Source organism: Lacticaseibacillus salsurae (assembly GCF_045862175.1).
In the GTDB taxonomy this organism is placed as follows: Bacteria; Bacillota; Bacilli; order Lactobacillales; family Lactobacillaceae; genus Lacticaseibacillus; species Lacticaseibacillus salsurae.
Window position 1 is genome coordinate 1 of the sequence record NZ_BAAFZI010000029.1, and the last position, 24,092, is coordinate 24,092.

Sequence of the window (24,092 nt, forward strand, 5' to 3'; positions counted from 1 at the left end):
GGTCTGGTAACTTGAGGCACTGATTGGCAAGTTGCCTAAAGTTGATACGATGAAGAAACTCTTGGAACAAAACGAGCCCGGCGTCATTTGAAAGTTGACCGCCGTCGGCGGTCACAGTCACATTGGTATTGCATTGCAGGGATAAGCTGGTTAAAGTTGAGATGGTGTGAAGCCTCGCTTTCGTGATGGTTTTTGTCGACTTAACCTTAGCATATAGGCGCACCCAATGGGTGAAACACCAAAGCAGCGCAGTCCCGTGTGAATCATGGGATTGCGCTGCTTTTTTGAAATTCTATGAATAATCCAGGGGCCAAAATGTCGACAGCCAACATAAAGCTGGCACCAAGCAAAAGCGTTGGCACCACATTGCGCGCGAAGCGGTCTGGATGCCAGTAATTGACCAACTGCGGCACGCCTAAGCCGACAAAGCCAATATTGCCCCCGACAGCCACGGCCATAGCGGCACTGATCACCACTAAGCCGCTGGCGATCAAGCGGGTGCGCTGCGGCCGCACGCCTAAGCCGCGGGCCGTACTATCATCTAAAATCAACAAGGACAGCTCTTTGTGAAAACACGCCACTGCCACCAGCAAGCCGGCCATTACCCAAAACAAGGCGTGGACTTGGCTCATGGTGACATTGGCGAAGCCGCCAACGAGTAAATTGCGATATTGTGCCGTTTGGTTGGTCAAGATCCCCACAGCATAAGCGATGCAAGTGATCAAACTGGACACCACGCTGCCACCTAAAATAAAGCGCAACACGTCCAGTCCGCGCCTACGCATGGCCAAGCCTAGAACGACCACAAACGCGCCAGTAGCGCCAAGCACACTTAGCCACATGGTGTTGAAAATGTTCAAGCTGACACCGGCTAGCCCGCCTAACATTAAGGCCAACATTGCCCCAGCATTGACTCCTAAAATCGACGGATCGGCAATGGGGTTATGCGATAAATGCTGCATCAATTGGCCAGCTAGCGAAAGCATCGCGCCCACTAGCATCGCGGCTAAGGTGCGCGGCAAGCGGATCGTCAACAAGATTTTTTGGGTGAGGGGCGCCGCGTGAAACCAAGTCAGGGGCCCATACCATTTCACCCCGGCGGCTGTGGCGATCACAGCCAACCCCATTAATAGAAGTAACAGCGCTATATTGAAGCGCCACAGACTTTTGATCGGTTTCATGGCGCCTCCAAGGTTTGCGTGTTCAACAGTTGCGGAAAGTCGCACCCGCGCGGCGTCACCAATTCGGCACTGACGCCAAATACTTTTGCCAACAACTCGTCAGTTAACACTTGCTTAGGACTGCCTGTGGCGACCAGTTTGCCGGCATGCACGCAGATCAAATGATCACAGTAGCGCGCTGCTTGATTGAGATCATGTAACACCACCACCACAGTTTTGCCGACATCTTGATTGAGACACTGCATCAAATTCAACACTGACAGCTGATGGGTGAGGTCTAAGTAAGTGGTTGGTTCATCTAGCAATAAGACTTGCGCATTTTGTGCTAAGGTCATGGCGATCATAGCGCGTTGTTTTTGTCCGCCAGATAAACTGTTTAAGGTGCGATCGGCCAAGTCTGCCACATGCGCTTGTTGCATCGCGATTTGGACTTGGGCAAGTTCATCAGGGTCGCTGCCAAAAAAGCCTTGGTGATACGCGTAACGACCGAGCCTGACCAAAGCGGCCACGGTCAAGTCGCCTGGCACTTGCGGACTTTGGGCCAAATAAGCCAGTTTGGTGGCGAGTTCTTTGGCTGGTAGCTGCGCGATCGGCGTGTCTGCCAAGCAGATCTCGCCGGCAAGCAGCGGATTGATCCCAGCGATGGCTTTTAACAAAGTTGATTTGCCGCTACCGTTAGGGCCGATCAAGCCGGTAATGTGGCCGGCAGGAATGTGCAAATCTTGATCAGCGATGATCACTTTTTGGCCGTAGCCGATGCTTAAATGCGTGCCAGTGATAATGTCTGCCATAATGCCTCCTGTTAGCGATCACACAAGTTAATGCCATTAGCATAGCAGGGTTCAAAGCTAGTCACAAGAATTATTGTAAAAAAACAGTTGTACACCAAATGTTTTGCTTAGCACCCCAAGTTACAAAAACGGCTCTGCACCGCGATTCATTCCGAATCGTGGACAGAGCCGCTTGGATTAATAGTTAAAACTGCTGCTTGTTACAACGTTACGCGACTGTGCCGCGGCGCCCATTTTTAGTCATGTCCATGATCACGCCAAACAAGATCACGTCCACGATGCCAGTGACGCCATAGCGCAAGGCTAAGCTTTGATGGGCCAACAAGCTGGTGTTGATCCCGTCAGTGGCTAAGTAGATCAACACCACCGCGACGATCACCGTCATGATCCACCAAGCTGTGCGGCCAAAGGCGTTGAGGCCATCGGCTTGGCGCTTGGCGATCCAAGGCATCATAAAGCCTAACAGAATCATGCCGATCGGTACGGCGATGTTTAACGTCAACATCAACACGAAGGTATTGTCTGTGGCATCGGTTGGGAAAAAGCCTAAGCAAGCCAATAAGAAGGTGACGATCAACATCCACAAGCCGACGATCAAGCCTAGCTTGTCGTTTTTGATGTATTTGTAATCAGGCGTCGGGAAGCGTTCGGGGTTTTTGCGCACCATGATGTAAGACCAGAATAAAAACATGGTGGAAAATGGTGACACGATCCCGTTTAAGTTCAACAACCAGTTGAAAATGTCGTTGATCTTTGGCAACATGCCGCCTAAAGCCATGATCACCGCACATAAAATGGTGGTCAACCAATAGCCGTTGATCGGCAAGCCGTCTGCGGTTTTCTTGGTGAGTTGCCGCGGCATGAAGCGCTTGGCCACATCAGACAAGAATACGCGTGTCGACGCATCCAAGATCACCGCCAGTTGCGCCAACATGTAAATGCCTTGCACTACCGCAAAGACATACATTAAGGCATTGCCCATGCCAAATTGGCGACCGATGGCTTGAAAGGCATAATAAGAACCATTCATTTTCAAGTCATTGGGCAAATGATGGGCGTTGAAGTATACCCCTAATGAGAAGGTCCCAAATAAGGTCAAAAACATGGTCATAATGGCGATCATTTTCAGCGCTTTCGGGAAGTCTTTGGCCGGGTGCTTCATGTCAGCGGTGTAAGGTGCGGCCAGTTCTGAACCGTTCATGGCAAACACGAACAAACCAAATGTCGACAAGAAGGACAGTGAAAAGAAGTTCTTAGGCATGAAGCTTGAGAAGTGGAAAGGATGCGTGGCGATCGGGTTGCCATGCATCAAACCGGCGATGGTCATGATCACAAACAACACCGTCATGATAAACATCGCGCCGCCCCCAATGGTCGACATCACTTCAAGGGATTTGTTCTTGAAGAAATGTTGTAGCCAAATGAACACCACAAACACCACTGCGGTGAAAATGCCAAACCAAGCATTGCCCATGTGCGCTTGAATGTTGCCATTGCCGTTAGAGATCCACCCAAAGGAAATGACGACTGAGTTGGCGACATCGACGACATAAGGCAAGCCGGTGATCCAATAAAACCATGCCGCGAAGTAGCCGACAGTGTCGCCATTGGTTTGGCGCATCCAACTGGTGATGCCGCCGCCATGTTCTGAGAACGTTGAGCCCATGTGCGCGACGATCAAGTTATAAGGAATGACGTAAAAAATCGTCATTAATACCCAAGAGGTAACGGCGACTAGGCCTTGGTTTTGAAAGTTATAAATAATATCGTCAAAGCCGATGACCGTGACAAAGTCCATCAAACCGACAATGACCCAAGGAATATATTGCTTTTGTTTTTCAGGTTGCATAATTTTCTCCAAAATCCTAAGTGACTGACATCACTTAGTACCCTGGCGCTTTATTCAAAAACATGGCAGCCTCCTATAATGGACTTGATTTTGCTGGAAAAAGGGTACGCTACATTCTACCGAATTTTCATAGTGGAGGGAACAATTTGCAGAAATTTTCTTTAGAGAATCTTTAAGCCTTACAAAACCGTTAGCGAGTGTTCGTTCACAGCGCCAGCAAATAAGGTAACATAGAGTCATCGAACAAGGGGAGGCAACATCATGCAAAACCAACCAGTGGTCGCCGTTAATGGCATCACCAAAACATACGGTAAGAAAAACGAAAAGCAATTCCAAGCCTTAAAAGGCATCACCTTCAACGTTCAACCTGGCGAATTCGTCGGGATCATGGGCGCATCAGGTTCCGGCAAAACCACGCTGTTAAATATCTTATCCACTTTGGATCGCCCGACTAGTGGTAGTGTCAAAATCAATGGTCAAGATGTCACCAGCTTAAAAGGGGATCGGTTATCTGATTTTCGCGCCAAGCAAGTCGGCTTTATTTTCCAAGATTTCAACTTGTTAGAGAACTTAACGGCGCGTGAAAACATCGCCTTGCCGATGGCCTTACAAAATGTGTCTCATGCCAAACAAGTGACCGCGGTGAATCAAATTGCCGAAACCCTTGGCATCGATGCCGTGCTGGATCATTATCCAACCGAATTATCTGGTGGCCAAAAACAACGCGTCGCTGCTGCTCGCGCTTTGGTGCAAAACCCCGCGATCTTATTTGGGGATGAACCTACTGGGGCGTTGGATTCGCAATCGGCCAAAGAGTTGCTGGATACCATGACGCGCTTGAACCAAAACCAAGGCGTCTCGATTTTGCTGGTGACCCATGATCCATTTTCTGCGAGTTATGCGCAGCGCATTTTATTCATTAAAGATGGGCAGATCGGGCAAGAATTGGTGCATGGCGATAAAAGCCAAGCCGCCTTTTACCAAGAGATCTTAACTACCTTAGGCACATTTCAACAATAGGAGGCTGCCATGTTACGTAAATTAGCTTTAGGCGGCATCCGCTCGCGTTTTCGCGATTATGCGGTGTTGTTTTCAGGCTTGGTGATTGCCAGTGCCGTGTTTTATATGTTTATGGCGTTGGCTACCAACAACAAATTCTTGACCAATAATTCACCGATTAGTATGACGCCGATCATTTTCGGCTTCGGGGAAGTACTGTTGGTGATCATCACCATGGTGTATATCGTTTATGCCAATACTTTCTTAATGAGTATGCGCCAGCGCGATTATGCGATGTTTATGATGCTTGGCGCCAACAGTCGCAAGATCGCGCAGTTGATCTTCATTGAAACCGTGTCAGTAGGCTTGTTGGCGGCAGTCGTTGGCGTTGTGATCGGCACGGGCTTGACAGGGATCGCTGGGAATTTATTGATCAATATGTTGCACGCGCCAGCCACGCACTTTGCAGTGGTTTGGCCGCCGGCATTGATCGCCACGTTTGGCTTTTTCTTGATCATGTTTGTGATCGCGGCGTTTGTTAACGCTGGGCGCTTGTTGAAAACGCCAATGCTCGAGTTGTTGCATGCCGCGACGTTGCCTAACCGCCTGCAGCAAAAACGTGGTTGGCTGATCATTCAAGGGGTGCTAGCGATTGTCTTGTTGGCCATCGGCTATTGGGCGATGACCCAATTGGCAATGTTGCAACTGGCCGCCATTGGCATTGCCTTAGTGACCATCGTCTTAGGCACGTATTTCTTATTCAACGCGCTGTTAGTGTGGTTGATCGGCTTATTGAAGCAAAACCATGCGTTTGCCGAAAAAGGGTTGCACACCTTCACCTTGAGTCAGCTGTCATTTCGGATCCGCGATTATACCAAGATCTTAGCGGTGGTCGCCATGCTGTTTGCTTTGGCTTTAGGGGCGATCACGGTAGGGTTAGGGTTTCAAAACGCGATCCCAGAGTTGGCCAGTACCCAATCTGGCTATGACGCCGTGACCTTGAATGCCAACGCCCAAACCCAACAAGCTGCCGCGAAGTTGACTGGGGTGACTGCCAAAACCCATTACACGCAAAAAGTCACCGCTAAAGTGATCATGTTTGATGAATCGCAAGTGAAACAGCAGCCTTTGAAGTTCGTGGCCTATAATGGTGCCACAGCCAAACACTTGGCGATTGCGACAAACGCTGAGCTGGCCAAAAATCTCACTGAGATCTCCGTTCAGTTAAGTCAATTCCGCACCCCAGCAGACGGAAATCGTCAGATCCAAATCGTCCCGCATGCCGAATATGCCAGTGCCACTGGTACTACGCGGCAAGTCGTGGCGTATCAGGTCAAAGATTTTGGCGCTAACTACACCGCTTTTGAAGCGATGTTCAAAGCGCAAAATAAGCAATGGCACGTCACGAACCCGCAAATGTCCGGGCAAAAAATGGCGTCATATGATTTGATCAATGGCATGTTTTCTGGTTTGGCGTTCATGGGCTTTTTCTTAGGGATCGCATTTTTGGCAATGTTGGCTTCCACGTTGATGTTTAAGATCTTAAGTGGCGCCAGCTTTGATGCCAGCCGTTACTTGATGCTCCAAAAAATCGGCGTGCGCCCTGGGCTGTTGCGGCGTTCCGTCCGTCAAGAAATCGGCGCGTTGTTCGCTTTCCCAGGGTTGCTCGGAATCGTGCATGTGTTGTTTGGCCTGCAACTGTTCACGTCGATGTTGCGCCATCCGTATCACAATTTGTGGGTACCGTTTGGTATTTTCATCGTGTTGTACGGCATTTACTACCTATTAACGGTGTGGTTATATGAAGGCATTGTGATCAAAAAAGACCTTGCCGAATAAAAACATGCGTTGCCTTTGAATGGACAAAGGCGGCGCATGTTTTGTTTAGCATTAAGAATTCAGTCGTTGTGGATAAGTAATTAAATAACGAATCTGGTATCAAGGTGCGATGACAAGGCATCGGCGGATGGGATGATACATCACGCAGAAAAGTGAGATGATCGGTGGTACTTTTTTTGAAAGAGGGTGAGGCTTATGCAGTCTTATTCCGTCCGAAGGGAGTACAGCTCAGCTTGTGGTTGGTGCGATCTTGACCGCCACAGCCGTGATCGGTTTGCTAGTCCCGCTGGTTCAAGGATTAACCCTCCTTGTGAAAGTGACGACGAAACTGTTGATAGCAGTTAGCGGACTGATCGTGGCGTTCGAAGCGATTCGAAAAAAATAAGCAAGCACAGCCGCATCTTCAACTTTTGCGAGATGATTGCGGCTGTACTTGCGTAACATCGACCACCGTTCTTTAAACGGCTCTGTAGGCGCAGGACCTTTGCACAGGTCCTGCGCTTTGTTTTTATTGTATCATGTTGCAAGAAATTGGCAACGCCTAAAATAACAAAATTACAGTTCCAACTGGTTGTAGCTTAAGACTTTAATGCCTTCTGAAGTCAACGCGATTTTAGAGATCGACCCGTTGCGAGGGGACTCGGTGACCTTGAAGCCGTCGTTTTTCCCGAATTTATCCACAATGCTGCGGATCGTGGTGCCATGTGATACCAACAACACGTTGTCGCCATTTTGGTTGTCGGCACGCAACAACTTGAAGCCTTTTTGCAGGCGATTCCAATACGTCAAGGCATCTTCGGCGGCACCAAAGGGATCTGCTTCGTGACAGAAATCTTTGGAGGCATCAACGCCATATTGGTCGATGATGGCTTTAAACGATGGTGCCCCATGAGGAGCCCCGACGGCATACCAAGTTTTCGGGGAATCTTCGCCTTCGTAGTAGCCATAGAATTGTTCGCGGAAAAATGGCGTGATGGTGAGTTCGACATTGGAATTCATGTTCTTAGCCAAAATTTCGCGCGCAGTGTTGGAGGCTCGCATGGTGTCACTGGAATAAGCATGCGTGAAGGTGATGTGGCTCAGTAGCTCGCCAGTGCGCTGGGCATCGGCGATCCCTTGGTCGGTTAATGGCGAATCAGACCAACCTTGCATTTTGTTGAAGCGGTTGAACCAAGTTTGCCCATGGCGCACGAGATACACGGTAACTGTTTTCATTGCGATTCCTCCCTGACTTTTCCTCTAGTTTAGCACAGGCGAGAGCCAACGTGTTAAACTGAATATGGAGGACGCGATGACTCACAAAATGCTTGTGCTGACGTTATTGATCAGCTTAGCCGGCTGCAGCGCCAAACCTGCTGGCAAGCCGGCTCACCCAACTGTTAAAGCGGCACCCCACGAAGCCGTATTTACGCCAGCGTTTCGCCGGCAGTGGTACAATGTCGACAGTCAAGGGTTACCGCATACTTATCAATTTTTGGCCAATGCGGTGGTTTATGATCACGTCAAAACGCCGGTGTATTGGGCCAGCGAGCGTACCAAAGCCGACAACCAAATGCTGGATGCCGGTAATGTGCCCACCACCCACAAAGCACAATGGGCTGCAGCCACTGAAACGAATGGCTGGTTGAACTTGCGCGGGTGGTACCAATTGACTGGCAGTGGCACCAGCTTTCAACTCAAAGGTCAAGAACTATGGGTGGCCAGTGGGGCCAAGCCTCAAGTGTATGCTCATTTTTATCCAAGCCGCGCATTCGCTCAAACGCATCCAGATCAAAAGGAGATTCAGCCATGAAAGAAAAATTTCGCCAAATGATGGAAACTTCTGCCAAACAATCCACCTCTAGTGGCTCTTTGAGTTATTGGATCGGCTCTGCGATCGTAGCGCTGACAGTTGCCAGCGGCGATTTTTTTACTTTAGCGACGTGACCACGCGCAACAAGGTCATGGCATCAACACCAGTCGCTTGATACCACACCTTGCCTTGCCGCCAAGTGACAGAATTCAACCGTAACCCGCCAGTGTTGACCCGCAACGCGATGGCACCATGCGTGGCAGGGACTGGTAAAAAGGCTTCAGATAATAAGGCAACTACTTGGCGACTCAATGGTACTGGGTTTTCTTGGTTTTGATTGATGGCTTGAGTGGTCAGTGACCAGCGGCCTTCTTGCCAAGTGAGGTAAGTCGAACCCGCGGCGCCTTGTTGGGTACCGGTTAAATGGTCGCCTAAAGCCACCGTCGGCAAGCCAGTTTCTGGGGCTTGATAGTTGATCTGTGCTTCAGCGGCGCTAGCAGTTGGATAGGTTTGTGCGCTTAACGCGATATCAGCGGCATTGGCGTTGACATTACTAGTGTTAAGCGGCAAAGCTGAGTTTCTGGCGGCAAAATAAATCGTGTAGTTTGTGGCATTACCGCTGTAGCTGGCGTTGAGGACTTGTCCGGCAGGCAAAGGGTAAGCGGTTGGCAACAAAGCGGTTGGTAAGGCGGCTTTAAGCTGGCTGCGCAACGCTGTCAAGCGGTCGGCAACAGGTTGTGGTGCCTGTGAGCTGGAGGAGCTAGTTTTCGAGCTGGTACTACTTGCAGACTGACTAGAGCTAGCCGCCTTGGTGCGCGACTTTTTAGCCGAGCTGGTTGTTGACTTCACTGAGGTGGACGACTTGCCGCTGGCGGAGTGCGAAGTGGCTGCTTGACTGCCACAGCCAGCTAAGGTGAGACCCAATAGTAACGAGATGGTGATACCCCAAAACTTTTTCATTGAAATCGCCTCCATTTCTACTTTCATTATACCGGTAGTGGCGGTCAATGCATATCAAAAGCGTCTGCGATGAGGCAGGCACTTTTGACGTATTCGGTTCGGTATATATGCGGCTGTTAAACTAAAGGCGCTGAGTCAAAGTGCGACACAACGGCTTAGTCTAGGCTATCCGGACTCTAAACAGGTTTGGTTCGCACTGGTTGTCGTGTTCACCAAGCCAACGCGGCCACGTCTAGCTACGCCAAAGCCGCTGTGTCAAAATGCGACACAACGGCTTTGTCTAGGCTATCCGAACCGCTAAGTGCGGTTTGGTTCGCACTGGTCGTCGTGCTCACCAAACCAACGCGGCCACGTCTAGCACACAAAAACTGCTGAGTCAAAGTACGACTCAACAGTTTTTGCGTAGCTATCCGGACCGCTAAAAGCGGTTTGGTTCGCACTGGTTTTTAATCGTTGAAGTTGCCGGTTTCGACGTCTTTGATGAATTGCTTCAAGTGGGCGAAGTAAACTGGGGCGTTGTCGATCATGTGGTGGTGACCACCATCTGGGGTCGTGACCAAGCGCGCATGCGGAATGTCTTCGGCCATGCGTTGGGCAGACTTCATTGGCATGGTTTCGTGTTCACCAAAGGTCAACAAGGTTGGGACGGTAATGTTATGGATCTGGTCGCGAATGTCCCAATCTTTGAGCTTGCCAGTGACCACAAATTCGTTGTCGCCTTGGAAGGCGCCGTATACATCAGTGGCAGTGGTGGAGATCAAATGAGAAATTGCTGGTGGTTGTTTGCGATCCACGTAGCCGGCGTTCAACACGTCAACATACTTTTGGTATTGGGGATCAGACCAGTCGCCTTTTTTCTCGATTTCCTTCATGTAGCGCACTGCGGAAGGCGGCAAAGCCTCTTCACGGCACAGTTCAACATGTTCGAGATATTCGTTGATGTTGTCGACCATGGACGAAATGATCGCGCCTTTAAGGTGTTCGCCGTACTTCAATGCGTACAGTTGCACCAGTGCGCCGCCCCAACTTTGGCCGATCAAATAGAAATGATCAAGACCAAGCTTTTGGCGGACTTCTTCAACTTCATCCAAGAAGTAGTCAGTGGTCAAATATTTTTGATTTTCCGGATCAGAATAATCAGGTTGATCAGAATAAAAACTGCCGAGTTGATCGTACATATGGACCTGCACGCCTAAGTCTGCGAGTTCTTTGCCGAAGTTTTCCCAATATTCGTGGGTACCACCAGGGCCGCCGTGTAAGCACAGCAAATGGATATCGCCAGTGCCTTGGGTGTTGGTCCACAAATGGTAGCCGTTGTCCAAGGTGAGGATCGTGGTTCCTTGCTTCATTGTGTATCACCACTTTCTTAAGATATTCATATTGTAACACTCAAGCGATTTTCCGGTAGAATGTTTAGGGAACAAAAAGGAGAAACTGATGAAAAAAATTATGATGGTCACGCTAGGGGTGTGCTTAACGTTGACCTTGGCGGCATGCCACCAAACCACCACAAAGATCAAGGAGGAAGCGCGGATCGCCACCGTTGCCGAAGCTTCTAAACATTACTTGATGGCCGAAGAACATATTTGGCAAACTGAAGCTTCTGCCACCATGAAAACGTCTCAGCAAGCCTTTTTGCTGGGTCATTATACCAAACAAACCGATGCCACGATCACGACCACCAACAGTGCCGGCATGGATGCGGCGTTTAAGCGCACCACCTATGCACAAGCTAAGGCAGGAATGCAACAAGGCATCAAAAATGAAAAAGCCGGCCAAAAACTGACGACTTTGGCGCAACTGAATCAATTGCTTAAAGCGGCCAAAGCCCCACATCTGCTGACGAGCTTCGACCAGTTGGTGGTGTACCAAGATAAAGTCACCATCAGCCACACCGGCACCGGCGCCATTGTGATGGACCGCAAATTGTATTTACTGCCTTTGGTGTGGAACCCCAAGTCGTCAGTGACAGCGACGGTATTGACGCCAGCTTCGCAAAAGCGCCCCAAGAAAACGTCGATCGCCGCGATCCAAGGGCGTTGGGTCGCGACTACTGATGCCACTGCGCAAATGCGCGTATCCGGCAATTGGCTGTATCAAGTTTCTGCCAGCGGCGGCGTGTCGCGGCAACAAGTGCAAAATTTGCGCGATTTAAGTGATAACGCGTTAGACAGTGGTCAGTTTGCCCAAATGTCGGCGATCGCCACGAGAAATCATTACCTGATGCCCAAAGCCACCACCACTGCCGCCGCAGATGGGTTTGCCACAGTCTATTTGTTTTTAGACGCGACGCATATGGCTAAACTCAGCACGTCGCAAAAGCCGCAACTTTACACCAGATCCGATGCTGGCACTGACACGACTGCGATCCCCAGCTGGGCACAAACAATTTTCAAGACCTTTGATACCCACAAATCAAACACCACCGTGATTTCTGCTGATCCGCTGAACAATGGCACCTATGAAGTGGTGATCAATACGTATGATAATTTTTCCACATATTATGCCTTGGATCAACGAACGTATCGCTTCGCCACGGTGAATGGGGATCACGCGACCTTTTCTGCTACAGACTAACCAAAAACCGGCTAACTTCCATGAAGTTGGCCGGCTTTTGGCAAGAGACATTAGTTTTTCTTTTCCAGTTGTTGGCGAATATCTGCCATAGCAGTTTTGTCGCCGGAGAAAATGATGTGATCGCCTAAGTGGATCTGAGTATCCCCATGTGGCGCAATGAATTGCTTGTCGCGATAGATCTGAGAAATCGTGATCTCGTTGACAAATGGCAAAGATTTCACTTCCATACCGGTAAATTTGCGGTTGTTCACGGTGATTTCAAAGATCCCCGCTTGGGTGTCGTCTAAGATCTTCAAAGTCGATGGCGTTTCGATCAACGAACGCAGCAAAGAAATCGATGCGTCGATGGTGTTGTAAACTTCCACACCTTGCGCGCGTAATTCGTCATAACGCGTGGAGGCGACATTCTTGGATTCAAAGCGGGCGATGATCCGCGGCACTTTTTCAGCCAAGGCCCATTGTGCCAGCTCGAAGTTCTTGTCGTGATCAAAATACGCCAGCATCACCATATCGGTATCAAAGGCGCCAGCTTCATGTAGCGCACCTTGGGAAAAGCTTGGCAGCAGTTTCACATTGACTTCCGAGTTATAAGTCGAGTATTTGGCCGGGTCGTCAGTGTACATGGTGATGTCATACAAGCCTTTAGACAGTTGTTGGGCGATCGGTACCGTCAACAAGTTCGTCCCAATGAAATGCACCACAGTTTTCTTGAAGTCTTCAGGCTCTTCTTGATAGAAGCGATTGAACAAGATCGGGCTGAAAATGCACGTGATGATCGCCGCCAAGGTAAAAGCCCCAGATTGCGTCGCCGTTAAAATGCCTAAGTTGCGGCCAATGGTCAATGCCGGTACGACCAAAGTGATCGTCGTTGACGCCAAAAAGGTCCCAGCTACAGCATTGCGCGGCTTAAAGCGCAGGCGCAAGATCACCGCTAACAGCGCTTTGGCTAAGAAAAAGCCGATCAGCAAAATCGGGATCAACGCCAACGCATGCGGATCAGACAATAACGTCCGCAAGTTGATTTTCACGCCGGTCATAATGAAGAAGATTGGAATAAAGAACCCATAGCCTAAACTGGTCAACTTGTCTTGCGTTTCTTCGCGCGGCCGCAACAGTTTCATCACGATCCCCGCTAAGAAAGCCCCTAAGATATTTTCCGCGCCAACTGACTCGGCGACGGTGACTAAGGTGATGATCAAGAAAAAGGCCAAGCGAATGTCTAATTGCGTGGTGGCTTTATCGATGCGGGCAAACACTTGATAAGGTTTGCGAAACCGCATCAGCAAAATGATCGCCACCACGAAAATCGCCATCAGCCACCAAACGGATTTAGACGACTTGCCGTTGATCGAGGCATACACGGTCAAGCTGATCAACGGGATCACTTCACCTAACGCCGCGATCAGCAGGATGGTTTGGCCAAAAGGTTTGGACAGTAACTCTTTTTCTTTTAACGCGGCGATCACCACGCCTAGCGCTACTGTCGAATAAACGATGGTGACAAATACTGCATGCGGCAAAAAGCCGGTGACTTGCAAAATCGTCGCAAATACGCCAGCCAATACCACGACGCTAGCATACGCGATCATGGCCAAAGGCGCGGGGCCGATTTGCTTGGCTTGTTTTTGCGGTTTAAATAAGGAAAAGTCGATTTCCATCCCAGACAAAAACATCAGCACGATCACGCCTAAGCTGGCTAGCTCGTTTAACACGGTGTTGGTGTTGACCACGCCGAGCACACTTTGTCCCAGCACGATGCCAGTAACGATTTCCGCCACCGCAGTCGGTGTTGAGGTGATGTTGAATTTGGCCATCACCAGCGGGATCGCAAGGGCTGCAAATAAGACGATCAATAATGAAAGAGAATCCATGTCGGCCTCCCAAGTTTTTTGTCTAGTATACGCCAATCTTAATGTTCTCGCAGGGCGATTTTAACCAACAATCCCTGGCGCTTTTGGGTCAACGCCTCTCAACTGCGAGTGGCGCATTTGTGCCCACAGGTAAAAAGTGCTACTATATTATAACGATTATTCAGTAAAGCGAGGGCATGCGTGTGGCAGATCAAGACCAACAGTTTGAACAAGCTCATCTCGACGCGATCATGGGGGAATTAGGCAAAGCCGAAACCCGCTTAAGTGCCGAGATCGACCGTACCAAGGCCGAAGAACAACAACTCAACAAGCATTTTTTCAGTGACTTTTCATTGAACTTCAGTGGGGATGCGGAAGCCAGCGAAACTGCCGCGTCCATTCAGCAACAGCAACAAATGCTTGATGAACGGCAAAACGCTTGGCAGCAATCTGACACCCAATTAAAAACCGTGCAGCGCTTAGAGGTCAATCCTTATTTTGCGCGCATCGATTTTCAAGAAGGCCAAGAAAAGCCGGAAACGATTTATATCGGCTTAGGGTCATTCACCAACACCAAAGGCAAGTTTTTGATCTACGATTGGCGCGCGCCGATCAGCTCGATCTACTACGATGGCGGCTTAGGCCATGTCACGTATCAAACCCCTGACGGGCCGCAAACCGTGGATGTGTCATTGAAGCGTCAATTTGTGATTGAATCCGGCCAGATCAAAACCATGTTTGATACCACTGAAACTATTGGCGATCAAATGTTGTTGGAAGTGCTTGGCGAAAAATCCGACACGCAAATGAAGTCCATTGTCACCACCATTCAGCGCGAACAAAACCAGATCATTCGCGACACCTCTGCCGAATTACTGTTCGTGCAAGGCGCTGCCGGCTCTGGGAAAACCAGCGCGGTGTTGCAACGGGTAGCTTACTTGTTGTATCGCTACCGCGGTAAATTGAACGCCAGTCAAGTGATCATGTTTAGCCCCAACCAATTGTTCTCCGATTATATCGGCAATGTGTTGCCTGAACTTGGCGAACAAAACATGGTGCAGTTCACGTTCTACCAATATGTCTCCCGCCGCGTGCCAAACATCGACGTGCAAAACTTGTTTTCTCAGTTTGAAGTGGTGCAAACTGACACCCAGAAAAAAGTTTCCGCATTAAAAAATAGCTTAGCCTTTTTTGATGCGACACAGCGCTACGCCACTAGCTTGGAAGCTGCTGGCATGCGTTTTCGCGATATCAAGTTCCATGATTCGGTCTTCTTTTCCAAAGGCCGCATCAAAGAGATCTTCTATTCTTATAACGAAAATTACCACTTAGGCAACCGGTTGACCGCCACCAAAGAAAAGCTCATCAACATGCTCAACCATAAAGTGGAAAGCACGATGAAGTCCAAGTGGGTCCAAGAAGCGGTAGAAGACTTGTCCGCTGAACGCATCCGCGAGCTGCAAGCCAATGGCCCAGAAGAGTTCAAGAATTCCGACGACGAATATCGCTTCTTTGCTCGCAAAATCGTCATGGATGCCTTCAAGTCCATCCAACAAGCGATCGTGCGCAATCACTTCTTGAATATTCGCGGTCAATACTTACACTTTTTGAAAAATGCTGGCAACTTCATCAACTTAGCTGATTACGGCTTGACCGAAGAGCAGTGGCAAGCAGACGTCGAAGATTTCTTAATCGGGTTCAAAAATCGCCAGTTGAACATGGTCGACGCCACCCCTTACTTATATTTGTATGACTTGATCACTGGCCGCCATGGCGAACGCAACATGCGTTATGTCTTTATCGATGAGATCCAAGATTACACGCCTTATCAATTGGCCTACTTGCGCGCCAGCTTCCCCAAAGCCCGCTTCACGCTGCTAGGGGACTTGAATCAAGCGATCTTCACCAAGTCGGCGTCACACACCTTGATCCAAGATGTGTCAAAGCTGTTTGATCCAGATAAGACTCGGGTGATCCAGCTGACCCAATCTTATCGCTCGACCAAACAAGTCACGGACTTCACCAAAGCAATCTTGAAATCCGGCCAAGCCATCAATGCCTTTAACCGCCAAGGCCCACTGCCGACCATCGCCTTGCGCGATAACGAAGCCGAATTGGTCCAAGCTGTGGCGGCGCAACTAAAAGTCAACGATGCCGCCAAACAAACCACAGCCGTCATCGCCAAAACTCTAGAAGAAGCTGAACATATCCATCAGCTGATGCAAGCGGCTGGGTTGATGTCCACTTTGATCCGCAGCGAAAACCAACGCTTGGCCGCTGGCGTGATCGTGGTGCCGTCTTATTTGGCCAAAGGGTTAGAATTTGACGCGGTGATCTTGTGGCAAGCCAACGCGCATTTCTTCCATGAAGAAGATGAGCGCGAATTGCTTTACACGATTGCCAGCCGGGCAATGCACCGCTTGACCATTTTGGCAAGTCCAGACTTGTCGCCACTGTTGGCGCAAGTGCCAGCGGACTTGTATCAGAAAGCGTAATTGTATGAAAATGTCTGAAACCATTGCCATTACCACGCACCGGGTGTTTGAAGCGCAAATGAACGAGCACGATTCGTTGTTTGGCGGCCAAACCTTGGCTTGGCTAGATGAAAATGCGTCGATTTCTGCGCACCGCCTTTCGCGCGGGCCGTTAGTCACTGGCTCAGTGGATTCGATGGTGTACGTCAATCCGGTGGCGATTGGGCATGCGTTGATGTATGCGTCGGTGATCACCGGCGTTGGCAACAAGTCACTGGAAGTGTTCACCAAAATGATCGGTGAAGACTTGGATTCTGGCCAGCGCTACTTGGCCGCTTATGCCTTTACCACTTTTGTCTCCACCGCCGACACGCCACTGCCAAGTTTGGAAGCGGATGTCGCAGAAGGCCAAAAGCTGGCGGCAGGGTACGCTGATCGCCGGGCGGAAAACAAACGTCGCTTGCACGCACTACCTGATGTGTCGTTGGATGTCGTGCCATTTTAGCATGAGAAAGCTTCGTCTCGGGCAAAACCGGTGCGAGGCTTTTTTGGTTGGCATTGACAATGATAATTGTTCTAATGTAAGAAAAAACTTGTGCCTATCCGTGATATCCTTGTGAATAACCGTGAATTCGGCGACTAAGGCGATACAAGTGGCGCAAAATCCAGTATGATGAGAATACCATGAGACACACAGGAGGTCCGACCATGCAAAAATTGACGCAAGTGCAAACGCAAGGCGATTACATCATTATGTCGATCACGGGTCGCGACCGTTTAAATAAACATCTCGCTGAACTCGGCTTGCTGGCAGGCAAGCGCTTGACGGTGATCCAAACAGCCAAAGGCGATTCAGGAATGTTGATTTATTTTCAAGGACAACGCTTGGCGATGTCTTCTGAAATCGCCAGTTTGATCGCAGTGCAGCCATATCACGATATTGATTTGACCAACGCCCAGCCGCTTTCGCAATTCAAGCGTCATCAACAAGGCATCGTGGCCAAACTCGACGGCCAACCCGCTTTGCGCCATCGCTTGATGGACATGGGTTTGACTCGCGGCACGTTGGTGAAAGTCTACAACGTGGCGCCTTTAGGTGATCCGTTGGAATTGTTGGTGCGTGGCTACAAGTTATCCATTCGCAAAGCTGACGCGGAATCGATCCAAGTGGTGGAGGTGGGGACACATGCCTGAAGCAATCGCCTTAGTGGGTAATCCTAATTCTGGCAAAACCACGCTGTTTAATACCTTAACTGGCGCCAAACAAGCCATCGGCAATTGGCCTGGGGTGACGGTTGAGCGTAAAGCCGGCAAGTTGCGCCAAGACAAAACTGTGGTGATCCAAGATCTGCCAGGGACTTATTCGCTGTCACCATACACCTCAGAAGAAATCGTCACCCGCAACTTTTTGCTGGATGGCCAGTTGTCGCAAGTGCTTAACGTGGTGGACGCCACCAACCTTGAACGCAATTTGTATTTGACCTTACAAGTCATGGAAACTGGCCGGCCGCTGATCGTGGCATTGAACATGATGGACGTGTTGAAAAAACAGCACCATCGCCAGATCAATCTGGACAAGTTAAGCTATGCGCTTGGGGTGCCAGTGATCGGCATCAGCGCCATGAATGGCACCAACTTGCCAGCCCTTGTCGATCATTTGTTGGCTGCCGAAACGCAGACCTATGCCTATCCGGAATATGATCCGCGAGTCGAGTCAGCGCTGAGTTTGATCGCTGACCAATTAAGTGATTATCCTGCTGAAAAACGCCGCTGGTATGCCATCAAGTTGTTTGAACAAGACGAACAAGTCACTGCCCAAGTGCAGTTGTCTGACCAACAACAAACTGACATTCAACAAACCATTGCCACGGCAGAAAAACTGTTCGGCGACACGTCTGACGCGATCATGGTCAATGCGCGGTATGATTTCATCGCCCGCGTGATCGCCATGAGTGTGATCGATGACAATGACTTTTCCGAGTCTTGGTCCGATAAAATCGATCGCATCGTCACCAATCGTTGGTTGGCTTTGCCGATTTTTGCAGTGGTGATGTGGGCGGTATATTACTTATCGATCCAAACTATTGGCACCATCGGCTCAGATTGGCTCAACGATACGGTATTTGGCAGTTGGTTGCCATATTTGGCCACGCACTGGCTGAATCAATGGCAAGTGGCGGCTTGGCTACAGTCGTTGATCGTCAACGGCATTATCGGCGGGGTGGGGTCGATCTTAGGCTTTTTGCCGCAGATCATGATGTTGTTTTTATGTTTGGGGATGCTGGAAGATTGCGGGTACATGGCGCGCATCGCCTTTGTCATGGACCGCTTGTTTCATAAGTTCAACTTATCTGGCAAAGCCTTTATTCCCATGTTGATTGCCACTGGTTGTGGGGTGCCTGGCATCATGGCCACGCGCACCATTGAGTCCAAACAAGACCGGCGCATGTCGATCATGTTGACGACATTCATGCCATGCTCGGCCAAACTGACCGTCATCGCTTTGATCGCCGGGACCTTTTTTCCAGGGCAGTCTTGGGTCGCACCGTCTGCATACTTCATCGGCATCTTGGCGGTGATCGGGTCGGGGATCTTCTTGAAAAAAACGCGCCTGTTTGCTGGTCCGCCGTCGCCATTTGTCATGGAATTGCCGGCGTATCATTTGCCAAAATTCCAAAACATTGCGCGTTCAGTGTACAGCCGTTGCCGCGCCTTCGTGTATAAAGCCGGTACCTTGATCTTTGCGTCATGCGTGTTGTTATGGTTTTTGGCGAATTTCAATTTCAAATTGCAAATGGTCGGCCAAAACCAGTCGATTTTGCGCGACGTTTGTAGCGTGATCGCACCGTTATTTGCGCCGCTTGGTATTGGGGATTGGCGGGCGACGGCGGCGATCTTCTCAGGCCTCATTGCCAAGGAAAATTGTGTCGGGACCTTTAAGATCGCCTTTGGTGGCGGGTCGATGGCCCATTTTCAAGCGCAGTTGCAACAAGCCTATGCCCCGATGGCCGGCTACGCATTTTTGGTGTTCAACTTGTTGTGTGCGCCGTGTTTTGCCGCGATCGGCACCATGTACAAAGAATTTGGCGACACTCGCTGGACCTGGTATGCGGTAGGGTATCAAAGTTTGGTGGCGTATTTGATCGCGACGATCGTCAATCAAATCGGCGCGTTAGTGGCTGGCGCGGCAACGCTTTGGGGACTGGTTTTAGCCAGCGTGGCGCTGGTTTTGATCTTGTTTGGGCTGTTTGTGAAGCGGCCGACTGCAGGCAACTTGCAGAACGCTATTTGAAAGTGCTAACATAGGAGGAATTGCTGATGGCAACTTGGATCATTTTAGGCATTATTTTATTAGCGGTGGCTGCTGTGATCTATCGACGCTTTTTCAAAAAGGCCAAAGGCGACGGCTGCAAGTCTTGCGGCGACGTCGGTTGCCCTTTGTTTGACCAAGCCCAAGCGCTTCAGCAGAATAACAAAAAGCGAGCTTGATCGCTCGCGCTTGGAGACAACATGGAATCTCGAATGAATTATTACGTTTTCCCTCGGTCTGAGTGGGCCACGTTTCACACGCGCAACTTTTCGTCGGTGACGGATGCAGAATTGGATCAACTGCGGTCGTTGAACGATGAAGTCAGCATGCAAGACGTCAAAGATATCTACAGCCCGTTGCGCCATTTGATCCACGTGAAGTATCGCGACTATCAAACCGCCGAGTACAACTTGTCGGCGTTCATGGGCGAACACGACTACAACCATCCTTTCATTATTGGCATCGCCGGGTCTGTGGCGGTGGGTAAAAGTACCACTGCGCGCTTGTTGCAGTTGATGCTCAGCCGTGCCTATCCTGACAAGCGGGTGCAAATGATCACCACTGATGGTTTTTTGTATTCGAATGCTGAACTGGAAAAACGTGGGATCTTGGATCGCAAAGGCTTCCCAGAATCTTACAACATGGACTTGTTGATCCACTTTTTAAACAACGTCAAAAATAATACCGGTGTGGTGCGCGCCCCGAAGTATTCCCATCAGATCTACGACATCGTGCCAGGCGAAGAAGAAGTGCTGGATCATCCCGACATTTTGATCGTAGAAGGGATCAACGTGTTGCAACTGCCGACGCATGAGCCGATCTACGTGTCAGATTATTTCGACTTATCGATTTATGTCGACGCCGACCCAGAGCTGATCGAGCAGTGGTATTTGGAACGCTTCGGTATGTTGTTGGACACGGCTTTCACTGACCCGACCAATTACTACTATCAATATGCCATTGGCGATCGCGAGGCGGCCTTTGATATGGCGCGCGACGTGTGGGATACGGTAAACTTGGTGAATTTGAACGAGTACATCTTGCCTACCAAAAATCGCGCAGATGTGATCTTACATAAAACCGAAAATCATGTCATCGACCAAGTGGCGCTACGAAAATTCTAAGGTTTGAATTTGATACCCTGTTGGCAGCGTGCTGATGGGGTATTTTTGACATGATCGCAAAAAAAGTTCAATTAATGGTTGCGCTTACAGTAATCGATATGATAAGCTTAAATCAAGGCAAGGAGTGGTCGCCTTGCCTAATACCCAACCCAATTTCGATTGGGGAACATTTTCCAGTGATTTTCATGCTTAACGTGATTATTGTTTCGATTTCTACCACGGGTGATAATGACACCTGTGGTTTTTTGTTGTTCATTGTAAGATCACGATCGATCAGTGGTTGCGCTTACAATAATCAATATGATAAGCTTAAATCAAGGCAAAGAAGCTGAGACCTTGCCAGAATAAACCTCTCCTTGTATGGTTTGACTAATATTTTCAACACTTTCAACGATATGCTTCGATTGTGGCTACCACGGGTTCGTTTGAACCCGTGGTAGTTTTTTTTGCATCAAGCATGGCCCTTATCACATATGCTTGTGGAATCAATTCGTAAATCTACATATTATAATAATTGTAATGACATATGTATTCAGCTTAATTATCCATTATAAAATGAGATTTAGTAGACATGAAGATGCTTTTCCTGAATAATGTAGAGATACGATGAAAAACATTTACTTTTGGGGGATCTAAATGAAAACAAAGTCTTTTATGCCTAACTGGGAAAAAGCGTTACTGATTTCGACTGTGATGTTAGGCGGTACCTATGTGGCCATGACCAGTAGTGTGGTGGCACCGACACCAGTGATCGCAGCCCAAGCAAAACAGGCGCAACTCGCAACGATCACCGTGTGGGATGATACCACCAACACATTGTTAAGTAAGACCACTGGCGACATGAGTAAGACCTATTTGAACGTTCCGATTCCAAACGGGTATTACCCTGTGAAGCAACAAATGCTTGGGGTATCACTTCTAGGTGGTGAATTTACTATTCAGCCAAAGGTGAACCCAAGCGGAAATTACATTTTGCATGTGCGTTCGAATCTGGATGAAAGTGGTGCTGTGGCCTCTGGCACTGTGTATAGCGTCGATTCTCAAACCGGCAACACGTTGAAGTTTCAAAAAATGGTCGTTTCAGGATCATTTTATTTAGAAGTGACCGCGCCAACCGGTTATCATCCTGCGCCTAAACAACAGGCACATGCGACAGTCGTCGGTAACAAGGTTCGCATCGATACCCGTTATGGAAACATTGACTTGTTTACGGCAATTTTTGATCCAGATGATATGCCAAACTACGGTAGCACGCCAGAACTTTCTGATGATCGTGCTTTGATCACGGTGTGGAATGACACGACAAACGAAATGCTTAGCCAAACGACTGGCGATATGAGTAAGACCTACTTGAGTGTACCAATTCCCAAAGGCTATTATCCGCTCAAGCAACAAATGTTTGGAGTATCGCTTTTAGGTGGTGAACTTACCATTAAGCCTAAAGAAAACCCAAGCGGAAATTACGTTTTGCACGTGCGCTCTAATGAGGACGAAAGTGGTGCCGTTGCCTCTGGTACAGTGTATAGTGTCGATTCTCAAACTGGCAACACGTTGAAGTTTCAAAAAATGATCGTTTCAGGATCATTTTATTTGGAAGTGACCGCGCCAACTGGTTATCATCCAGCACCGAAACAACAGGCGCATGCGACAGCCGTCGGCAACAAGGTCCGCATCGATACGCGTTATGGAAATCTTGACTCATACACAGCAATCTTTGATCCGGATGACATGCCGACTTATGGAAATGTACCAGAACTTTCAGATGGTCGTGCTTCGATCATTGTGTGGGATGATACGACCAATACGATGATCCGCCAAACCACAGGAGATATGAATAAGACCTATTTAAGTGTACCAACGCCAACTGGTTACTATTCGGTAAAACAACAAATGCTGGGCGTATCGCTTCTAGGTGGGGAGCTGACGATCCAGCCTAAAGTGAACCCAAGTGGCTATTACGTCTTACATGTGCGTTCAAATGAAGACGCAACTGGTGCTGTTGCTTCCGGAACCGTGTATAGTGTGGATGCTCAAACTGGTAAAACAATCAAATTTGAAAAACTTTCGGTTTCCGGATCGTTTTATTTAGAAGTCACCGCGCCATCTGGGTATCATCCAGCCGAGAAACAGCAGGCACATGCGACAGTTGTCGGCAACAAGGTTCGCATTGATACCCGTTATGGGAACCTTGACTTGTATACTGCCATCTTTGAACGGGATTCTGAAGTGACTGAACCAACTATCGTTCCAACGGTTGCACCAACGGTAGATCCGACGAGTGCGCCGACGTCAGCCCCGACGTCAGCACCAACTGTAGCACCAACCAGCGCGCCGACGAGTGCACCAACATCAGCCCCAACTGTAGCACCAACAGTGGCACCAACCAGCGCGCCAACGGTAGCGCCAACCGCGGCACCAACCTTAGAACCAACTGTGGCTCCGACGAGTGCACCAACATCAGCGCCAACGTCAGCTCCAACTGTAGCACCAACCGTAGCTCCGACGAGTGCGCCAACATCAGCTCCAACGGTAGCGCCAACGGTAGCGCCAACGGTAGCGCCAACCGCAGCACCGACCACTGCACCAACTGTGACTCCGACGAGTGCACCAACATCAGCGCCAACGTCAGCTCCAACTGTAGCACCAACCGTAGCTCCGACGAGTGCGCCAACGTCAGCTCCAACGGTAGCGCCAACCGCAGCACCGACCACTGCACCAACTGTGACTCCGACGAGTGCACCAACATCAGCGCCAACGAGCGCCCCGACGTCAGCTCCAACTGTAGCGCCAACCGTAGCGCGCCAACGTCAGCTCCAACGGTAGCGCCAACCGCAGCACCGACCACTGCACCAACTGTGACTCCGACGAGTGCACCAACATCAGCGCCAACGAGCGCCCCGACGTCAGCTCCAACTGTAGCGCCAACCGTAGCTCCGACGAGTGCGCCAACGTCAGCTCCAACGGTAGCGCCAACCGCAGCACCGACCACTGCACCAACTGTGACTCCGACGAGTGCACCAACATCAGCGCCAACGAGCGCCCCGACGTCAGCTCCAACTGTAGCACCAACCGTAGCTCCGACGAGTGCGCCAACGTCAGCACCGACCACTGCACCAACTGTGGCTCCGACGAGTGCGTCAACGTCAGCTCCAACGGTAGCCCCGACTGCCGCACCAACAGTGGCACCAACCAGTGCCCCGACGTCAGTTCCGACCGTATCGCCTACTACCGCCCCGACGAGCGTACCGACAACTGCTCCAGCTCCGATTGCTCACAAAGAACACGACGCCGATAAAGTAACGCCGGTTCAACCTGAAAAGCAAGCAAGATTCCCTAAGACTGGCGA

18 protein-coding genes and 2 pseudogenes are annotated in these 24,092 nt (G+C 49.7%); 11 read left to right on the plus strand and 9 right to left on the minus strand.

The window, feature by feature from the left end; all coding sequences use genetic code 11:
- Nucleotides 1-263 precede the first annotated feature (263 nt).
- The 3 genes from ACKTSG_RS09080 to ACKTSG_RS09090 form a co-directional block, all read right to left on the minus strand.
- Nucleotides 264-1,181: a FecCD family ABC transporter permease gene (locus ACKTSG_RS09080; protein ID WP_407894033.1), complete on the minus strand. Its 918-nt coding sequence runs from the start codon at nt 1,179-1,181 to the stop codon at nt 264-266.
- A complete protein-coding gene (locus ACKTSG_RS09085) occupies nt 1,178-1,972 on the minus strand; it encodes an ABC transporter ATP-binding protein (RefSeq protein ID WP_407894035.1) in 795 nt (264 codons plus the stop codon). The genes ACKTSG_RS09080 and ACKTSG_RS09085 overlap by 4 nt, the downstream gene beginning before the upstream one ends.
- Nucleotides 1,973-2,180: 208 nt before the next feature.
- The gene (locus tag ACKTSG_RS09090) at nt 2,181-3,821 is read right to left on the minus strand and encodes an APC family permease (RefSeq protein WP_407894037.1); all 1,641 of its coding nucleotides are present in this window, start codon (nt 3,819-3,821) and stop codon (nt 2,181-2,183) included.
- Nucleotides 3,822-4,082: 261 nt separating this feature from the next.
- Between ACKTSG_RS09090 and ACKTSG_RS09095 the strand changes: the two genes are divergently transcribed.
- Both ACKTSG_RS09095 and ACKTSG_RS09100 read left to right on the plus strand, forming a co-directional pair.
- On the plus strand, nt 4,083-4,841 hold the full coding sequence (locus ACKTSG_RS09095) for an ABC transporter ATP-binding protein (RefSeq protein WP_407894039.1): 759 nt from the start codon (nt 4,083-4,085) through the stop codon (nt 4,839-4,841).
- Nucleotides 4,842-4,850: 9 nt separating this feature from the next.
- On the plus strand, nt 4,851-6,659 hold the full coding sequence (locus tag ACKTSG_RS09100) for an FtsX-like permease family protein (RefSeq protein WP_407894041.1): 1,809 nt from the start codon (nt 4,851-4,853) through the stop codon (nt 6,657-6,659).
- 555 nt (nt 6,660-7,214) lie between these two features.
- On the opposite strand, the gene ACKTSG_RS09105 is transcribed toward ACKTSG_RS09100, so the two are convergent.
- Entirely contained in the window at nt 7,215-7,874 is a 660-nt protein-coding gene (locus tag ACKTSG_RS09105) for a histidine phosphatase family protein (protein ID WP_407894043.1), read from the minus strand.
- A gap of 76 nt (nt 7,875-7,950) precedes the next feature.
- On the opposite strand from ACKTSG_RS09105, the gene ACKTSG_RS09110 reads away from it, so the two are divergent.
- Together ACKTSG_RS09110 and ACKTSG_RS09115 are read left to right on the plus strand one after the other, a co-directional pair.
- The gene (locus ACKTSG_RS09110; protein ID WP_407894045.1) at nt 7,951-8,451 is read left to right on the plus strand and encodes a hypothetical protein; all 501 of its coding nucleotides are present in this window, start codon (nt 7,951-7,953) and stop codon (nt 8,449-8,451) included.
- Nucleotides 8,448-8,585 carry a hypothetical protein gene (locus tag ACKTSG_RS09115; RefSeq protein ID WP_407894047.1) on the plus strand — a complete coding sequence of 46 codons (138 nt, stop codon included), beginning with the start codon at nt 8,448-8,450 and terminating at the stop codon, nt 8,583-8,585. The genes ACKTSG_RS09110 and ACKTSG_RS09115 overlap by 4 nt, the downstream gene beginning before the upstream one ends.
- Here the strand turns inward: ACKTSG_RS09115 and ACKTSG_RS09120 are convergent.
- The gene (locus ACKTSG_RS09120) at nt 8,569-9,411 is read right to left on the minus strand and encodes a hypothetical protein (protein ID WP_407894049.1); all 843 of its coding nucleotides are present in this window, start codon (nt 9,409-9,411) and stop codon (nt 8,569-8,571) included. The genes ACKTSG_RS09115 and ACKTSG_RS09120 overlap by 17 nt on opposite strands.
- 446 nt (nt 9,412-9,857) lie before the next feature.
- A complete protein-coding gene (locus ACKTSG_RS09125; protein WP_407894051.1) occupies nt 9,858-10,760 on the minus strand; it encodes a proline-specific peptidase family protein in 903 nt (300 codons plus the stop codon).
- 88 nt (nt 10,761-10,848) lie between these two features.
- On the opposite strand from ACKTSG_RS09125, the gene ACKTSG_RS09130 reads away from it, so the two are divergent.
- Entirely contained in the window at nt 10,849-11,988 is a 1,140-nt protein-coding gene (locus ACKTSG_RS09130; protein WP_407894053.1) for a hypothetical protein, read from the plus strand.
- A 50-nt stretch (nt 11,989-12,038) separates the two neighbouring features.
- Here ACKTSG_RS09130 and ACKTSG_RS09135 read toward each other — a convergent pair whose 3' ends face one another.
- Entirely contained in the window at nt 12,039-13,859 is a 1,821-nt protein-coding gene (locus ACKTSG_RS09135; protein WP_407894054.1) for a monovalent cation:proton antiporter family protein, read from the minus strand.
- Between the two features lie 176 nt (nt 13,860-14,035).
- On the opposite strand from ACKTSG_RS09135, the gene helD reads away from it, so the two are divergent.
- The 6 genes and pseudogenes from helD (at nt 14,036) to coaA (ending at nt 20,746) form a co-directional block, all read left to right on the plus strand.
- Nucleotides 14,036-16,333: an RNA polymerase recycling motor HelD gene (gene helD / locus ACKTSG_RS09140; RefSeq protein ID WP_407894056.1), complete on the plus strand. Its 2,298-nt coding sequence runs from the start codon at nt 14,036-14,038 to the stop codon at nt 16,331-16,333.
- Between the two features lie 4 nt (nt 16,334-16,337).
- Complete coding sequence (locus ACKTSG_RS09145) at nt 16,338-16,817, plus strand: acyl-CoA thioesterase (RefSeq protein WP_407894058.1); 480 nt, start codon at nt 16,338-16,340, stop codon at nt 16,815-16,817.
- Nucleotides 16,818-17,020: 203 nt separating this feature from the next.
- Entirely contained in the window at nt 17,021-17,506 is a 486-nt protein-coding gene (locus ACKTSG_RS09150; RefSeq protein WP_407894060.1) for a FeoA family protein, read from the plus strand.
- A pseudogene (gene feoB, locus ACKTSG_RS09155) lies at nt 17,499-19,458 on the plus strand (ferrous iron transport protein B); the annotation flags it as partial. The gene ACKTSG_RS09150 and the pseudogene feoB, both read left to right, overlap by 8 nt.
- Nucleotides 19,459-19,630: 172 nt before the next feature.
- Nucleotides 19,631-19,801, plus strand: coding sequence for a FeoB-associated Cys-rich membrane protein (locus ACKTSG_RS09160; RefSeq protein ID WP_407894062.1), 171 nt, complete (start codon nt 19,631-19,633; stop codon nt 19,799-19,801).
- A 21-nt stretch (nt 19,802-19,822) separates the two neighbouring features.
- Nucleotides 19,823-20,746 (plus strand): type I pantothenate kinase, encoded by a 924-nt coding sequence (coaA, locus tag ACKTSG_RS09165; protein WP_407894064.1) that lies wholly within the window; start codon nt 19,823-19,825, stop codon nt 20,744-20,746.
- Between the two features lie 2,177 nt (nt 20,747-22,923).
- Here coaA and ACKTSG_RS09170 read toward each other — a convergent pair.
- Both ACKTSG_RS09170 and ACKTSG_RS09175 read right to left on the minus strand, forming a co-directional pair.
- Nucleotides 22,924-23,457 carry a glycine zipper domain-containing protein gene (locus ACKTSG_RS09170; RefSeq protein ID WP_407894075.1) on the minus strand — a complete coding sequence of 178 codons (534 nt, stop codon included), beginning with the start codon at nt 23,455-23,457 and terminating at the stop codon, nt 22,924-22,926.
- A 482-nt stretch (nt 23,458-23,939) separates the two neighbouring features.
- Nucleotides 23,940-24,014: pseudogene (locus ACKTSG_RS09175) on the minus strand (hypothetical protein); the annotation flags it as partial.
- Nucleotides 24,015-24,092 lie beyond the last annotated feature (78 nt).

Coding starts and splice junctions, on each gene's coding strand:
- ACKTSG_RS09080 (WP_407894033.1), bottom strand. CDS start 1,181: ATGAAACCGATCAAAAGTCTGTGGCGCTTCAATATAGCGCTGTTACTT.
- ACKTSG_RS09085 (WP_407894035.1), bottom strand. CDS start 1,972: ATGGCAGACATTATCACTGGCACGCATTTAAGCATCGGCTACGGCCAA.
- ACKTSG_RS09090 (WP_407894037.1), bottom strand. CDS start 3,821: ATGCAACCTGAAAAACAAAAGCAATATATTCCTTGGGTCATTGTCGGT.
- ACKTSG_RS09095 (WP_407894039.1), top strand. CDS start 4,083: ATGCAAAACCAACCAGTGGTCGCCGTTAATGGCATCACCAAAACATAC.
- ACKTSG_RS09100 (WP_407894041.1), top strand. CDS start 4,851: ATGTTACGTAAATTAGCTTTAGGCGGCATCCGCTCGCGTTTTCGCGAT.
- ACKTSG_RS09105 (WP_407894043.1), bottom strand. CDS start 7,874: ATGAAAACAGTTACCGTGTATCTCGTGCGCCATGGGCAAACTTGGTTC.
- ACKTSG_RS09110 (WP_407894045.1), top strand. CDS start 7,951: ATGACTCACAAAATGCTTGTGCTGACGTTATTGATCAGCTTAGCCGGC.
- ACKTSG_RS09115 (WP_407894047.1), top strand. CDS start 8,448: ATGAAAGAAAAATTTCGCCAAATGATGGAAACTTCTGCCAAACAATCC.
- ACKTSG_RS09120 (WP_407894049.1), bottom strand. CDS start 9,411: ATGAAAAAGTTTTGGGGTATCACCATCTCGTTACTATTGGGTCTCACC.
- ACKTSG_RS09125 (WP_407894051.1), bottom strand. CDS start 10,760: ATGAAGCAAGGAACCACGATCCTCACCTTGGACAACGGCTACCATTTG.
- ACKTSG_RS09130 (WP_407894053.1), top strand. CDS start 10,849: ATGAAAAAAATTATGATGGTCACGCTAGGGGTGTGCTTAACGTTGACC.
- ACKTSG_RS09135 (WP_407894054.1), bottom strand. CDS start 13,859: ATGGATTCTCTTTCATTATTGATCGTCTTATTTGCAGCCCTTGCGATC.
- helD (WP_407894056.1), top strand. CDS start 14,036: ATGCGTGTGGCAGATCAAGACCAACAGTTTGAACAAGCTCATCTCGAC.
- ACKTSG_RS09145 (WP_407894058.1), top strand. CDS start 16,338: ATGAAAATGTCTGAAACCATTGCCATTACCACGCACCGGGTGTTTGAA.
- ACKTSG_RS09150 (WP_407894060.1), top strand. CDS start 17,021: ATGCAAAAATTGACGCAAGTGCAAACGCAAGGCGATTACATCATTATG.
- ACKTSG_RS09160 (WP_407894062.1), top strand. CDS start 19,631: ATGGCAACTTGGATCATTTTAGGCATTATTTTATTAGCGGTGGCTGCT.
- coaA (WP_407894064.1), top strand. CDS start 19,823: ATGGAATCTCGAATGAATTATTACGTTTTCCCTCGGTCTGAGTGGGCC.